Origin of the sequence: Mycobacterium sp. 852002-51971_SCH5477799-a, assembly GCF_001667145.1 — a bacterium.
GTDB lineage: Bacteria > Actinomycetota > Actinomycetes > Mycobacteriales > Mycobacteriaceae > Mycobacterium.
Genome location: NZ_LZIF01000075.1, coordinates 152,862 through 168,181, shown reverse-complemented (window position 1 = coordinate 168,181; position 15,320 = coordinate 152,862). Strand labels below are relative to the sequence as shown.

At 67.9% G+C, this 15,320-nt stretch carries 12 protein-coding genes; 9 read left to right on the top strand and 3 right to left on the bottom strand.

The features are described 5' to 3' along the window. The first annotated feature begins 16 nt into the window (after positions 1–16). On the top strand, positions 17–640 hold the full coding sequence (locus A5753_RS08655; protein ID WP_067125795.1) for a TetR/AcrR family transcriptional regulator: 624 nt from the start codon (positions 17–19) through the stop codon (positions 638–640). On the opposite strand, the gene A5753_RS08650 is transcribed toward A5753_RS08655, so the two are convergent. Both A5753_RS08650 and A5753_RS08645 read right to left on the bottom strand, forming a co-directional pair. Next, positions 606–821, bottom strand: a complete 216-nt coding sequence (locus A5753_RS08650; RefSeq protein WP_067125792.1) for a Trm112 family protein — start codon at positions 819–821, stop codon at positions 606–608. The genes A5753_RS08655 and A5753_RS08650 overlap by 35 nt on opposite strands. Further along, on the bottom strand, positions 818–3,844 hold the full coding sequence (locus tag A5753_RS08645; RefSeq protein ID WP_156656026.1) for an acyl-CoA synthetase: 3,027 nt from the start codon (positions 3,842–3,844) through the stop codon (positions 818–820). Before A5753_RS08645 ends, A5753_RS08650 begins: the two co-directional genes overlap by 4 nt. Before the next feature lie 801 nt (positions 3,845–4,645). Between A5753_RS08645 and A5753_RS08640 the strand changes: the two genes are divergently transcribed. The 8 genes from A5753_RS08640 to A5753_RS08605 all read left to right on the top strand — a co-directional run bounded on the left by A5753_RS08640 (position 4,646) and on the right by A5753_RS08605 (position 14,149). Continuing rightward, positions 4,646–5,149 (top strand): hypothetical protein, encoded by a 504-nt coding sequence (locus A5753_RS08640; RefSeq protein ID WP_067125787.1) that lies wholly within the window; start codon positions 4,646–4,648, stop codon positions 5,147–5,149. An 18-nt stretch (positions 5,150–5,167) separates the two neighbouring features. Next, complete coding sequence (locus tag A5753_RS08635; RefSeq protein WP_067125784.1) at positions 5,168–5,914, top strand: gluconate 2-dehydrogenase subunit 3 family protein; 747 nt, start codon at positions 5,168–5,170, stop codon at positions 5,912–5,914. Continuing rightward, positions 5,914–7,614, top strand: coding sequence for a GMC family oxidoreductase (locus A5753_RS08630; protein ID WP_067125781.1), 1,701 nt, complete (start codon positions 5,914–5,916; stop codon positions 7,612–7,614). Before A5753_RS08635 ends, A5753_RS08630 begins: the two co-directional genes overlap by 1 nt. Next, positions 7,607–9,400 (top strand): glycoside hydrolase family 15 protein, encoded by a 1,794-nt coding sequence (locus A5753_RS08625; RefSeq protein WP_067125764.1) that lies wholly within the window; start codon positions 7,607–7,609, stop codon positions 9,398–9,400. The genes A5753_RS08630 and A5753_RS08625 overlap by 8 nt, the downstream gene beginning before the upstream one ends. Positions 9,401–9,425: 25 nt before the next feature. Beyond that, positions 9,426–10,442, top strand: coding sequence for an SDR family oxidoreductase (locus A5753_RS08620; protein ID WP_067125762.1), 1,017 nt, complete (start codon positions 9,426–9,428; stop codon positions 10,440–10,442). Beyond that, positions 10,439–11,545 (top strand): enolase C-terminal domain-like protein, encoded by a 1,107-nt coding sequence (locus A5753_RS08615; RefSeq protein ID WP_067125957.1) that lies wholly within the window; start codon positions 10,439–10,441, stop codon positions 11,543–11,545. Before A5753_RS08620 ends, A5753_RS08615 begins: the two co-directional genes overlap by 4 nt. 104 nt (positions 11,546–11,649) lie before the next feature. Continuing rightward, positions 11,650–12,336, top strand: a complete 687-nt coding sequence (locus tag A5753_RS08610) for a PAS and ANTAR domain-containing protein (RefSeq protein WP_067125955.1) — start codon at positions 11,650–11,652, stop codon at positions 12,334–12,336. A gap of 22 nt (positions 12,337–12,358) precedes the next feature. Then, a complete protein-coding gene (locus A5753_RS08605; RefSeq protein WP_067125760.1) occupies positions 12,359–14,149 on the top strand; it encodes an ABC-F family ATP-binding cassette domain-containing protein in 1,791 nt (596 codons plus the stop codon). Positions 14,150–14,187: 38 nt separating this feature from the next. On the opposite strand, the gene A5753_RS08600 is transcribed toward A5753_RS08605, so the two are convergent. Continuing rightward, positions 14,188–15,249, bottom strand: coding sequence for a type III polyketide synthase (locus tag A5753_RS08600; protein WP_067125757.1), 1,062 nt, complete (start codon positions 15,247–15,249; stop codon positions 14,188–14,190). Positions 15,250–15,320 lie beyond the last annotated feature (71 nt).

Genomic DNA, 15,320 nt, shown 5'->3' with positions numbered 1-15,320 from the left:
GCCACGGAGGGTCCTAGTGACAACCACCAACGCCGGGCGCCGGCGGCGGGGCCGGCCGGCCGGGAACTCCGACACCCGCGACCGAATTCTCGATGGCGCACGAACGCTGTTCGCGAGCAACGGAATTCGTAATACTTCGATCCGCGCGGTGGCCGCCGCGGCCGGGGTGGACTCGGCGTTGGTGCATCACTACTTCGGCACCAAGGAGCAGCTGTTCGCCGCGGCCGTGCACATCCCGATCGACCCGATGGCCATCATCGGCCCATTGCGGGAGGTGCCGGTCTCCGAACTCGGCTACCGGATACCGTCAATGTTGTTGCCGCTGTGGGATTCCGAGGTCGGCACGGCGTTCATCGCCGCGCTGCGATCGATCCTGGCCGGCGAAGAGGTCAACCTGTTCCGGACCTTCATCGAGGACGTCATCGCCGTCGAAGTCGGGCCGCGCGTGGACAATCCGCCGGGAAGCGGAACCATCCGGATCCAGTTCGTCGCGTCACAGCTGGTGGGCGTGGTGATGGCGCGCTACATCCTGCAGTTGGAGCCCTTCGCATCGCTGCCGCCCGAGCAGATCGCGCAGACCATCGCGCCGAACCTGCAGCGCTATCTCACCGGGGATCTGCCGGACGGGCTTGTGCCATGAGCCGGGCGTGCTCGTCGTCGCCGACGTCGCGGGCCTCGTCGATGAGCAGCACCGGGATGCCGTCCTCGATGCGGTACGCACGCCGCAGCCGCGGGTTATAGAGCAGCTCGTCCCCCACCAACACCAGTGGGCCGCGGTCGTCCGGGCACACCAGGATGTTCAGCAGTGCATCGTCGATCATGACTGCGCTCGGTTCAGCTCGGCTCGAACCCCGGGAGTCAGCCGGCGGTACTGCTCGGCGTCGGCGTCGAAATACCAGACGTGACGTCCGGCCTTCGGGATGCCGGCCGCGCGCAGCGCACTGACCGTGGGCCGGAATGTCGCGCTCAGGTTCATCTCCGGCACCACGCACACGATGTCGGGTCCCAGGCCGATCGGAAGCTTGGCGAAAGCCTCGGTCAGGTCGGCCGCGGTGATGGAGGCCCCCGGCAACAGCGTGACCGCCGACGCCGCCACCTCGTGGTCGCCCAGCGGAACGTTGTATGTCACCGCGAGGTCGACTCCGTTGATGCAACCCAGCGCGTCGGTCACGGGCTCGGCGAAGACCAGGCCGCGCGCGGTGCGCACCACCGAGCCGCGCCTGCCCGCCAGCCAATAGTCGCCGTCGTCGTCGCGGTAGAACAGGTATTCGGTCGATATCCAGGTGTCACCGGCGGCGAACACGCCGCGTTTGACCGAGGCGTTCGGATCGATCGGACCGTTGGAGGCGGCGAGCAGGACCCCCACCTGTTTGGGTTCGGCGATCTGCACGAAGCCGCGCTCGTTCTCCAGGATCAGGTCATGCTCGACGTCGTAGGCGCCCAACTCGATTCGCCCGGCGCCCGGCAGCGGGCGGCCCTTGCTGCCGACCTTGGCGCCGGACACGTTGGCCAATACGGCCTGCCCGTCGGTGGTGGCGAAGAACTCGACGACGTGGGCGGGCGCGAAGGCCTCGACGACGCGCCCCCACAGGCCGGTCGGCATGCCGGAACCGATGAACAGCCGCACCGGGTGGTTGCCCTGCAGCACGAACGCGGGATCGTCGACGATCTCGCGGAGCATGGCCCACGTATAGGACACCACGGTGACGCCGTACTGGCGCACCTCCTGAACGAATCGGGTCGGGTCCAGGCCGCGCGACAGCGCGATGCGGGTGCCGCCGACCACTGCGCCGCCGAGGCTGACCAGCAGTGCCGACTCGTGGTGCAGCGGCGTCAGGCAGTAGACGGTGTCGCGGCGATCCAGGGCGGCCGTCGAGGCGGTACCGAAGGCGGACACCGCCCAGCGGTAGTTGGTGATCTGCCTGGCCACCAGCTCGCCCCCGGCCGCGCTGAAAGCGATGAACGCCAGATCGCGGGCCAGTCCCGGGTTGGGGCGATACCACCCGGGCAACTCGACGGCGTCCGGGTCGATTTTCTCCATGTCGATGACGTCGGAGTCCTCGGGCAGGTGCAGATCCCGCGACTCTCCACCACCAAGCACCAGCACCTGACGCAGCCCTTGGCGGTCGGAGCACAGCACAGCCTCAAGGTTGGTGGGATCGGTCAGTAGCTCGGTCACTCCCCCGAGCCGCACCGATGCGGCCAGCTCGGCGTCGGGCCGCATCACCACCCCGGTGGCGCCGAGCCGGGACAGGGCGGCGATGGCCACGAGCGCGCTGGGCCGGGTTTCCATCAACACACCCACCCGGTCACCCTGGCGCACCCCGACCTCGATCAGGCCGCGAACGACGTTGTTGACGCGCCGGTTAACCGCCTCGTAGGTGTGCACGCGGCCATCGAATAGCAGGAATTCGCCCTGGGGCGCGTTGTGGGCCTGCTCTTCGATGATTCGGCCCAGCGAAATCCGGGTGTGGTCGTTGATCTGGCCCAGGCGGACCAGTCGCGGAATGGTGCGGGCGGTCTCGACGGCCAGGGTGCGCACCGACTTGTTGGCCGCGACGACGGTGGTGGCCGCTCCGCGGACCAGCCCCAGCGCCGCCTCGGAGACTTCACCGACTCCGTGCGCCACCCGGGAACTCAATGCGACTCCGCTGTCGGAGTGCTCCCCGGGCTGGTCGGCCATCAGGTCGATGCTGTCGGGTTTGTCGCCTCCCACCGACAACCACTTGACCCATTCGGCCACCGTCGGCCAACTCTGTTGCGCCGCTTTGGATCCGACGACCAGGCCGAAATGACCTGTGCGGATGGTGGATTCGTACACTTCGGCGTCCGGCGCCGCCCGCCGGATACCGCGCACCGACGCCGGCTGCCCGATGTCGTCCACCTCGCCGACGAAGGCCAGCACCGGGCAGGTGATGTCGGTGAGGGTGACCATTTGACCGTTGACGGCGAAGCCGCCGGTCATCATCCGGTTGTGGGCGATGAATTGCTTGAGCAGTTCGGAGATCGCCGGGCCCGACCAGGCGATCCAGCCTTCGCGCTCAAGGAACCGGCGCTGTTGCTCGCGCGGGAGCAGCGCCTCCCGGTCGTGCAGCTGGCGCACGAAGTCGACGCGCGCCTTGGCGGTCTTGAGCGGGTCGAGCATCTGGAAGCCGGTCCGCGCCATCCAGCTCGGGATGGCCAGCCGGCTGAAGACGTGGTCGGCCATGAAGTTGGCGGCGGGCGCAGCGAAGTTCGCCGGGATGCCCATGGGCAGCGCGGCCAGGGTATCCACCGGCGAACCGAAGGTGACGATGCTGGCCAGGCTTTTCGAACGCCGGTAGGCGGCGACTTGGTAGCACCACATGCCGCCCTGCGAATAGCCGACCAGATGGATGTCGCTGCCGGTGGCGTCCCTCACCGTGTCGATGGCCTGGCTGAGCGCGACGATGTGATCGGCCAGGGTGCGGCGCATGCCGCCTTCGACCTTGTCGGGTTCGCCGAAATCGATGACCCAGGGGTCGAGCCCTCTCGCGTGCAGGATCCCCACGGCGCCTTCGTCGCGCGTCACGTCCCACATGTCCGCCGACATCATCATTGGGTGCACCATCAGCACCGGCGGCCCGACGGGCGACTGGCCACCGCGGCTGTCCGGCGGGAAGTATCGCCGGAGCTTGTACATCGGCACGCTCTCGACGATCTGCGACGGCGACGGGACGCTGCCGGTTTCCAAGCCCCCCAGGCGCAAGACTTCCAGCCCGTTCTGCGCCGTGGCGATCAGCCGCTCGACCGGTCGTGTGACCATCGAAAAATTGAGATCCACTGCTGCTCCCTGAGTGTTGACAGCTTGGACATCATGGCACATCAGGCCAGCTAGAACGGCAGTGGTTCCCCTGAATCGGGTGCCGATGGCCCGGTTTTCCGGTGTGGCCGCACGATGGCCGACGCGTTGTGCGCCGCCGTCGCCTTGCGCGGCCATCACCAGGCCTAGCTGCGCGGGCGGCGGCCTATCCTTCCCTCATGGTGTCGAGCTTGTCGGGCAAGGTCGCATTCCTCACCCTGCGAGCAGTGTTGGTGGGGACGCGATCGTCATCGTGCCCGCGTGGTGGAGGGCGCTGTGGTACCTGGATCGCCTCTCGCCGGCGATTTCGATGCAGGTTCGACGACTCATGCTCAAGCGATTACGCGACAAGGGGTTCCATCGCATCGTGATCCGCCGGCTTCCCCGAAAGCGGATCCATCGGCGCGGCCTGCCCTCCTGAAGGCACGCTGAGAACAAGCTGCGAACCCGGTTTGCGCAGCAGGACGCCGGGTACACAGCCGTTGCGCTTCGGTCGCGACGCGTTGTCGGGGCCTTCTCGGTTGAAAGACACAGCTGGGCGCTTCCCAGTTTTCTGGGCGGTTTTGGCGACCGTTACTGCTTTGACAGTGCCGGGGCCGGAGCCCGTCAGGCCGTGCTTCCTTCCCAGCCCGAAGGCGAGGTCGCTTTATGGACACCACGACGGATTCACTCGGCGAGCGCACCACCGAAATCACCACCGCATTCCAGCGGCCACGAAAGACGACGTCCTTGGCGAGCGAAGGGCCGCCAAGGACTCCATCAACCAAACCAGCCCGGGGCCGGTAATCGCCGACCCAGGCAAACGCGCGCGAGAAAGGGAGACAAATGTTGTTGCTGGGCAACGGCGGACGGTCAAAAGACCGCACCGCCGGGGACGGACTCGGCGAGGTCCAACATTTGGCCGGGCGAGCTTTGTACGACGTCGCGCACGGCCGTTTCGAACGCTCGCTGTCCGGGCTGACGGCCATAGCGGCACTGGTCACCACGGCCGAGATCTACTTCGAGCACTACAAAGCCAGCTTCGGCAACAAGTGGATGTGGAGCCCGATCGTGGTGACCCCGCCGGTGGTCGTCGCCGGAATCGGTGGGGTGTTCTCGCGGCGCTGGGCCAAACTCTGGCTGCCGATCACCGCGGGCATCTACACGGCTAACGGGCTGATGGGTGAATACCTGCACGCACGCGGGGTCGCCCGCAAGCCGGGCGGATGGAAGAACGCGTCTTACAACGTGCCGATGGGGCCCCCGATCGCGGCGCCGGGATTAATGTGCATGGTCGGGGGGATGGGGTTACTGGCCTCGATCCTTCGCCGCGAGCGGTTCCGGGGTTAGGGCGCTGGGATTCCTGAGATGGCCAACACCTCGCGCCCCGACCACCTGCCCAATCTGCGCCCCGACGGCAAACCGCCGCACCCGTCCTGGCTACCCAAGCAACGTCGCGGCGTCACGCCGCAGATGATCGGGCGCTACCCCGATTACGACGTGCTGGAAACCGCGGACAAGTGGGACGAGGCCACCCGGAAGGTGGTGCTGGCGCGGCTCGAACCGCCCGGCCCCTTGCGGTTTTTCACGTCCGAAGAGGAACCGTGCCTGCGCGCGTTCTGCGACACGGTGCTGGCGCAGGACGTCGACCCGCGCGTTCCGGTGGCCGAGTCGGTCGACTCCAAGCTCGCCGACGGGCGCCTCGACGGCTACCAGTACGCCGATATGCCCGACGACCGCGACACCTGGCGGCTGGTGCTGCGCGGGCTCGACGAGACGGCGTCGACCCACTACGGTGCACCCTCGTTCGCCGACGCCGATATCACCACCCGCGAGGCGATCGTCGACAAGTTCTCCCAGGCCGAACTGCAGGGCGGAGTGTGGGAGAGCCTGAACGTCAAGCGCGCGTGGTCGGTGTGCATGCGAGCGACCTTGTCCGGCTTCTACTCCCACCCATGGGCGTGGAACGAGATCGGATTCGGCGGCCCGGCCTACCCGCGCGGTTTCATGCGCCTCGGCGGCGCCACCGGACCGGCCGCCGCGCGCGAACCATACGAGACCCGCGGTGCCACCGACGAGGATCCGGTGCAGATCGTGCGGAACGGGGAGTTGTGATGGGCGACATCTTGCGCGGTCTGTTAAAAGGAGCGGTCGAACCGAAGGACAACGATTCGCGATTCCTGCTCGACGTACACACGCGCGACCTGCCGGGCGAGAAAACCATGCGCCGCTATGCCGACGAGGACGAGGTCGATCTGGTTGTGGTGGGTGCCGGGGCCGGCGGTTCGGTGCTGGCGCAGCGGCTGGCCCGCGAGGGCTGGCGGGTCGTGATCCTCGAGGCCGGCCCGTTCTGGCATCCCGACGAGGACTGGGTGTCCGACGAGGCCGGCTCGCATGCGTTGTACTGGACCCAGAAACGCATCCTCGGCGGCGACGACCCTATCGAGCTGGGCAAGAACAACTCCGGGCGCGGGGTGGGCGGCTCGATGGTGCATTACGCCGGCTACACCCCGCGGTTTCACCCCAGCGACTTCGAGACCTACACCCGAGACGGGGTCGGGGCGGACTGGCCCATCCGCTACGAGGACATCCGCCGTCACTACGAGCAGGTCGAGCTCGAGCTTCCGGTGGCCGGGCAGAACTGGCCGTGGGGCGATCCGCATCGCTATCCCTTTGCCCCACATCCTATTTCGGGCGCCGCCGCTAAGATCTGGCGGGGCGCGCTCAAGCTCGGCATCGAGATGCGCGTCGGGCCCGTCGGCATCGTCAACGGCACCTTCGGCAACCGCCCGCACTGCATCTACCGTGGCTACTGCCTGCAGGGCTGCAAGGTCAACGCCAAGGCCAGCCCGTACGTCACGCACCTGCCCGATGCGCTGGCCCATGCCGTGGAGATCCGCGCCAACTGCATGGCCACCCGGGTCGAGCTCGACGAGAGCGGCGCCGCTCGGGGCGTGGTCTACTACGACGAGATCGGCGGCAAGGAGCGGCTGCAGCGCGCCAAAGTCGTTGCCGTTGCCGGGTATTCGATCGAAACGCCCCGCCTGCTATTGAACTCGGCCAGCGAACGCTTCCCGAACGGGCTGGGCAACAACGACGATCAGGTCGGGCGCTACGTGATGGTGCAGGGCGCCACCCAGTCCGCGGGCCGGTGGCCCGAGGAGGTCCGGATGTACAAGGCGCCGCCCCCGGAGGTGACCTCCGAACAGTTCTACGAGACCGACCTCTCCCGTGGCTTCGCCCGCGGCTTTGCCATCCAGACCGTGTCGCCGATGCCCATCGGATGGGCCGAACACGTGCTGGCCGACGGGCACTGGGGCCGCGCCCTACGGGAGTACATGCGCGACTACAACCATTGGGCCACCGTCGGCGTGCTCAACGAGCTGTTGCCACTGCCTGAGAATCGCGTGACGCTGGCCGGGGAGAAGGACCCGTACGGCATCCCGGTGGCCCGGTTCGACTACACGCTCTGCGACAACGACAAGGCCAACATGGCCTACTCCACCAAGGTGATCGCCGACATCCTGCACGCCGCGGACGCCCAGGACGTGCTCACCATCGAGCGTTACGCCCACCTGATCGGCGGCGCCCGTATGGGCACCAGGCGTGAGAACTCGGTTGTCGACTCCGATCAACGCGTCTGGGGCGTACCGAACCTGTTTCTCGCCGACGGCTCGGTGTGCCCGACGCAGGGCTCGGCGAACCCCGCGCTGACCATCATGGCGCTCGCCTCGCGGCTCGCCGAGCGGTTGGCCACCGGCAAGATCGACGCCACCGCCGGACGGAGGCCGTCAAAGGCGGGAGCCCGTGGCTGAGCAAACCATCGACATCGAGGCGGCGTTCCCGCCGCGGGTGCTGCGCGAGTACGCGCTCCTCGCCGACGGGGAGCGCGGCGCGCTGGTCGGCCCGCGGGGCGACGTCGCGTGGATGTGCGCGCCGGGCTGGGACTCCGACGCCGTCTTCTCCAACCTGATCGGAGGCAACGGGGTGTACGCGATCACCCCGACCGATGTGCGGCACGTGTGGGGTGGCTATTACGAACCCGGGTCGTTGATCTGGCGCAATCGGTGGATCACCCGCGACAGCATCGTGGAGTGCCGCGAGGCACTGGCTTTTCCCGGCGACCCCGACCGGGTGGTGCTGCTGCGGCGCATCGTTGGTTGCCGCGGGACGACGCGGCTACGGGTGCTGTTGCAACCGAGCGCCGGGTTCGGCCGCCACGGCCCGGGGCGGCCGACCTTCGATAACGGGATCTGGAGCGGCCGGTCGGGAAAGTTGCGCTGGCGGTGGCTGGGCGGCCACGCCGCGCGTACCGTGCGCTCCGCACACGGCAGCAGGGAAGTGCTCAGTTGTGAGATCACCATCCGCGAGGGGCAGGAGCACGACCTCGTGCTCGAGTTCTCCGAGCGCGCACTGCCCGATCAGCCGCCCGATCCGACAATCAGCTGGGATGCCACCAACGACGCGTGGCACCGCCACGTCCCGCAGTTGAACTGCGCCATTGCGCCTCGCGACGGGCATCACGCGTACGCGGTGCTGCGTGGGCTGACCAGCAGCGGCGGCGGAATGGTCGCCGCCGCAACAATGAGCCTGCCCGAACGCGCGCACACCAACCGCAATTACGACTACCGCTACGCCTGGGTCCGGGACCAGGCGTATGCCGGTATTGCGGCGGCAGCCGCGGGGGCCACCGAGCTGCTCGACCGCGCCGTCGAGTTCGTCGGCGCGCGGCTGCTCGAGGACGGCCCGAACCTCAAGCCCGCCTACACCGTCACCGGCGGTCGCGTGCCCAGCGAACAAACTCTCGACCTGCCCGGCTACCCCGGCGGCAACGACAAGCTCGGCAACCGGGTCAACGAGCAATTTCAGCTCGACGTCTTCGGCGAGGCGCTGCAGCTGTTCGCGATGGCGGGATCCGTCGACCGGCTCGACGCCCAAGGATGGCGCGCGGCCCAGGCGGCGATCTCCGCCATTGAGAAGCGCTGGCGCGAGCCGGAGGCCGGAATCTGGGAGATCGATGATGAGCACTGGACGCAGTCCCGGCTGGCCTGTGTGGCCGGGCTTCGCCGCATCGCCAAGGTGGCCGGGGACGGCCCCGAGATTGCCGCGTGTACGTCACTGGCCGACAAGATCCTGGCCGAAACGGCCGCCAGCAGCCTGCACCGGCAGGAGGGATACTGGCAACGCAGCCCGCAACTGCACCAAGTCGACGCGTCGCTGGTTCTGCCGCCCCTACGCGGCGCCGTGCCAGTATCCGACCCGCGCACCCGCGCCACCCTCGATGCCGTTCGCCGCGACCTGACCCACGACGGATTCGTGTACCGCTTCCGCCACGACGAGCGTGACCTGGGTGATGCAGAAGGGGCGTTTCTGCTGTGCGGATTCATGATGGCGCTGGCCGAACACCATCTGGGTCATGGTCATTGCGCGATGCGCTGGTTCGAACGCAATCGCACCGCATGCGGTCCCCCCGGCCTGTTCTGCGAGGAGTACGACATCCAGCAGCGCCAGCTCCGCGGCAATCTGCCTCAGGCTTTCACGCACGCCTTGCTCCTCGAATGCACGGCGACGCTCACCGAAGAAGTGGACCACCGCGACTGATCCAGATCGACCGAAAGGACTCTCAATGACACAAACAGTCGTGATCACCGGGGCCAGCGCCGGCATCGGCCGCGCCACCGCCCAACAATTCGGACAGCGCGGCGCCAACGTCGCCCTGATCGCCCGCGGCGCCGCCGGGCTCGACGGCGCCGCACGCGACGTCGAGGCCGGCGGCGGCAAGGCGCTGGCCCTCCCGACCGATGTGGCGGACCACTCGGCCGTCGTCGCCGCCGCCGACGAGGCCGAATCCGCCTTCGGCCCCATCGACGTCTGGGTCAACGTCGCGTTCACCTCCGTGTTCGCGCCGTTCAGTGAGATCAGCGCCGAGGAGTTCAAACGCGTCACCGAGGTGTCCTACCTCGGGTACGTGCACGGCACCATGGCGGCGCTGGCGAAGATGCGCCCCCGCAACCGCGGCACCATCGTGCAGGTCGGTTCTGCGCTCAGCCAGCGATCGATCCCGTTGCAGTCGGCCTACTGCGGCGCCAAACACGCCGTCAACGGGTTCACCGAATCGGTGCGCTGCGAGCTGTTCCACGAGGGTTCGAAGGTGCGGATCACCGTCGTTCAGATGCCGGCGGTGAACACCCCGCAATTCTCCTGGGTGCTGTCCCGGCTCCCCCGCCATCCCCAGCCGGTGCCGCCGATCTACCAGCCCGAGGTGGCGGCCCGCGGCGTGCTGTACGCCGCCGATCATCCAGGGCGTAAACAATATTGGGTTGGGGATTCCACCATGGTGACGCTGCTGGGGCAGAAGTTCGTCGCGCCGCTGCTGGACCGCTACCTCGGCCGCACCGGATACGACTCACAACAGACCAAGGAACACGTCAGCCGCGACCGGCCCAACAACCTCTGGCAGCCATTGGATCAGGAGTCGGGCACCGACCACGGCCCGCGCGGCCAGTTCGACGACCAGTCGCACGCGCACAGCCCGCAGCTGTGGGCATCCCAGCACCCGGTCGTCAGCGGCACCGGCGCGCTGAGCGCGGCCGGGGTTGGTGCGTGGCTAGCGGCGCGGGCGGGGCGACGGTGGTGTCGATGACGCCCGAAGCGCGGATAGCGGAGGTCACCGCGCAGGTCTATGAAATCCCCACCGACGAACCGGAAGCCGACGGCACGCTGTCCTGGTCGTCGACCACGCTGGTGCTGGCCGAGGTTGCGGCCGACGGCCGACGCGGCATCGGCTATACGTATGCCGACGGGGTGTGCGCCAAGCTGATCGGCGGCAAGCTCGCCGGCGCGCTCACCGGACACAGCGCCGTCGACATCCCCGCACGATGGGGGTCGATGGTCAGGGCAATGCGCAACAACGGGCGGCCCGGGCTGGTGTCTTGCGCGATCTCGGCGGTCGACACCGCGTTGTGGGATCTCAAGGGCAAGCTGCTGGACCTACCGGTGTGCCGGTTGATCGGCATGGCGCACCCCGAAGTGCCGATCTACGGCAGCGGCGGTTTCACCACCTACGACGAGTCCACCACCCGCGCGCAACTCGAGCGCTGGGTCGACGAATGGAAGATTCCGCGCGTCAAAATCAAGATCGGTGAGTCATGGGGCTCCGACGTCAGCCGGGACCTGGATCGTATTGCGTTGGCGCGCAAGGTCATCGGCCCCGACGTCGAACTTTACGTGGACGCCAACGGTGGGTACCGCCGCAAACAGGCGATCCGGGTGGCCCACGCCATGGCCGACCACGGGGTCACCTGGTTCGAAGAACCCGTGTCCTCCGACGACCTGCCCGGGCTGCGCGAAGTGCGCGACCAGGTAAGCCCGGACGTCACCGCCGGTGAGTACGGCTACGACCTGGCCTACTTCAACCGGATGCTCGCCGCCGACGCGGTCGACTGCCTGCAGATCGATGTCACGCGCTGCGGTGGCATCACCGACTGGGTGCGCGCCGCCGCCGTGGCCGCCTCCTACAACGTGGACGTCTCGGGACACTGCGCTCCCAACCTGCACGCCCACGTCGCCAGCACCATCCCCAACCTGCGGCATTTGGAGTACTTCCACGACCACCACCGCATCGAACACATGCTTTTCGATGGCGCGTTGTCGCCCGAGGGTGGCGCACTACGGCCCGATCAGCATCGCCCTGGGTTCGGCCTGGAGTTCAAACACCAGGACGCCGAGCGTTACCGGACGGCCTGATTGTCGGGCGTTGCCCATTTGCCTCCCATGGCGAGGAATGAACGTGCGCAAAAACGGGAATCGATACGCCAAGGTTCTCACAAAGGGGATTGGGGAAACGCGCGATGACAGTGAACTCCAACGACGAAACCGTTGAGCGTCACGAGGCGCTGGTGTCTGACGTCGTCGCGGACAACGACCTGAGCGCCGTCGACCTGGTGCTGGGTCTCGGTGAGCCCCAGCGCGTCGGCAGATTCTGGTTCTACCTCGACGGCCATCGCTGGGAGTGGTCGGATGCGGTAGCGCGGATGCACGGCTACAAGCCGGGAAAGGTACAGCCCACCACCGAACTGCTGCTGCAGCACAAACATCCCGAAGACCGGGAGCGGGTGGCCGCCGTGCTGGACCGCGTGATGCAGGGAAAACCGTTCAGCAGCCGGCATCGGATCATCGATACCGCCGGCCGCACCCACTGCGTCGTCGTCGCCGGCGATCGGATGCTCGACGACAGCGGTGAGCTGGCCGGCACGTCCGGGTTCTACGTCGACGTCACCGACTCGCTGCACTCCGACATCACCAACGTCCTGTCGGCGGTGGCCGAGGCCCGGGCGCGCATCGAGCAGGCCAAGGGGGTGCTGATGACCGCCTACGACATCTCGGCCGAGCGCGCGTTCGACATTCTGGTGTGGCGTTCTCAGGAGACGAACCTCAAGCTGCGCGACGTCGCCAGCCGCTTTTTGGACGCCGTAGCGAGCAAGGCGTCGGCGGAAACACAGAGTCAGGTGGACCAGGCACTGCTGACCCTCGGCTAGCTGCGACAGTAGGGTCGGCCCGGTGGCGCACCTGCTTGGAGCCGAGGCCGTGCACCTGCAATATCCGACTCGGGTGGTCTTCGACTCGATCACGCTCGGGGTCAGCGACGGTGCGCGCATCGGCATCGTCGGGCGAAACGGTGACGGCAAATCCAGCCTGCTGCGGCTGCTGACCGGCCACCAACGACCCGATTCCGGCCGGGTCACCCAGCGCAGCGGGCTGCGGGTCGGCGCGTTGAGCCAGGCCGACACTTTGGAGCCGGACCATAGCGTGGGCTACACCCTGGTCGGTGAAGCGGCCGAACACCAGTGGGCCGGCGACGCGCGGGTGCGCGACGTGGTCGCCGGGTTGGTCTCCGACATCGCCTGGGCGGCAACGGTTGCCACGCTGTCCGGCGGTCAGCGCCGCCGGGTTCAGCTGGCCAGGCTGCTGGTCGGCGAGTGGGACGTCATCGCACTCGACGAGCCCACCAACCACCTGGACATCGAGGGCATCACCTGGCTGGCCGACCATCTGCGCCAGCGCTGGGCGCGCAACACCGGCGGCCTGCTGCTGGTGACCCACGACCGCTGGTTCCTCGACGAAGTCGCCACCACCATGTGGGAGGTGCATGACGGGATCGTCGAACCGTTCGACGGCGGTTACGCGGCCTACGTCCTGCAACGCGTCGAACGGGACCGGATGGCCGCCGTCGCCGAGGCCAAGCGGCAAAACCTGATGCGCAAGGAGCTGGCGTGGCTGCGCCGCGGGGCGCCCGCGCGCACCTCCAAGCCCAAGTTTCGGATCGAGGCGGCCAGCCAGTTGATCGCCGACGTGCCGCCGCTGCGCAACACCGTCGAGCTGGCCAAGCTGGCCACCGCCCGGCTGGGCAAGGACGTGATCGACCTGCTCGACGTGTCGGTCTCGTTCGGCGGTCGCCCGGTGCTGCGCGACGTGGAGTGGCGGATCGCCCCCGGCGAGCGCACCGGCATCGTCGGGGCCAACGGGGCCGGGAAGTCGACGCTGCTGGGCCTGATCGAGGGCACCATCACACCGGACACGGGCCGCGTCAAACGCGGCAAGACCGTGCGCCTAGCGGTGCTCGACCAGCAGGGCGATGCCCTGGCCCCGGTCGGCGGCGACCGGATCGCCGACGTGCTGGGCGGGCTGCAGGGCGGCTATCGGGTCGACGGCCGTGAGGTCACCCCGGCGCAGCTGCTGGAGCGCCTCGGGTTCGCCCGCGGCCAGCTGTCCGCCCGTGTCGAAGACCTCTCCGGCGGTGAGCGGCGGCGGCTGCAGCTGATGCTCACGCTGCTGTCCGAGCCCAACGTGTTGCTGCTGGACGAGCCGACCAACGACGTCGACACCGACACCCTGGCCGCGATGGAGGACCTGCTGGACTCATGGGCGGGCACCCTGATCGTCGTCTCGCACGACCGCTACCTGTTGGAGCGCGTCACCGATCAGCAGTACGCGGTGCTCGACGGCCGGTTGCGCCATCTGCCCGGCGGTGTCGACGAATATCTGCGGCTGGCCCATCAGCGGACCAGCGAGTCGTCCGCCGGATCGTCGCGGCCCACGGGGCCCGCAGAGCCGGCGTCACACGCGATGTCGGGCGCGCAACGCCGAGCGGCGGAAAAAGAGGTGGCCTCCCTCGATCGCCAGCTCGCGCGGCTGGCGGACCGCATCGAGGACAAGCACACGGAACTCGCGGCGCACGACCAGTCCGACCACGTCGGCATCACCCGGCTCACCCAAGAGTTGCGCGCCCTCGAAGACGAGGTCGCCGAGACGGAGAGCCGCTGGCTGGAGCTCTCCGAGCAGCTCGAATGAGCTTGACGCGCAGAGGTTTTCGTGATGCGGTCAGGAACTCAGTGCCAGCGCAGTAACACCAGTTCGGAGCCGAAGCCTGGACCCAGTGCGAGCATGAGCCCGGGGCTGCCGCTGGGCGGCGGTTTGGCGATGGTGTCGCGCAGGATATGCAGCACGGACGCCGACGAGAGGTTGGCGACTTCCCCCAGCGAGCGCCACGTCAATTCCTGTGCCTCCAAGGGCAGTTCGAGGCTCTTGGCGATCGTGTTGATCACCTTGGGGCCGCCCGGGTGGGTCACCCAGGCGCCGATGTCGTCCTTGGTCAGGCCATGTCCGGCGAGGAAACCCTTCACGTCGTCGGCGAGGTAACGGTCGATGACGTCCGGCAATTCGGGGGACATCACCAGTTGCATGCCGTCCGACCCGACGTTCCAGCCCATGATGTGCAGCGATTCGGGGTACAGACGGCTGCGCGAATCCACGATGTCGGGTCCTGCGGAATTGAGTTGCTCGGCGCGACGGTCGCCGACCGCGACCACAGCCGCGGCGCCGTCACCGAACATGGCCGTCCCGACCAGACCGGACACGGTCGGCCTGACCGTCGGAAAGGTGAGCGAACACAGCTCGACCGACACCAGGACGGCGACGCCGTCGGGGGCACCCCGCAGGTAATCGTGTAGCCGTCCGACGCCCGCCGCGCCGGCCGCGCAGCCCAGCCCGAACAGCGGGGCCCGGCGCACGTCCGGACGCAGGCCCAGCCGTCCGACGATCCGGGCATCGAGCGACGGGACCGCGATGCCGGTGACCGTGGTGGTGGCGATCATGTCGATGTCTTGCGGTTGCAGCCCGGCCTCGTCCAGGGCACCCAGCAGTGCGTCGCAGCCCAGCTTTACGGCTTTGTCGATGAAGATCTCGTTGGCCGCGCCGAAGTCGGTCAGCTCGCTGTATCGCTCGAGGGGCAGCACGAAGTGGCGGCCGTTGACCCTGGCGGCCGCGTGCAGTCGCCGGACGATGCCTTCGTGTTCTTGCAGTGCGGGCAATTCGACTAGCGCGTCGGTGATTTCGCGCTGGCTATACCGATGTGGCGGCAACGCGCCGAATACACCCGCGATGACGCTCATGGTCTACCCTCTTGATTGCCCAGCAGAATAGCTTCCCTTATTGCGGGAAAGTTTATGCGGTTCTGTTTGGT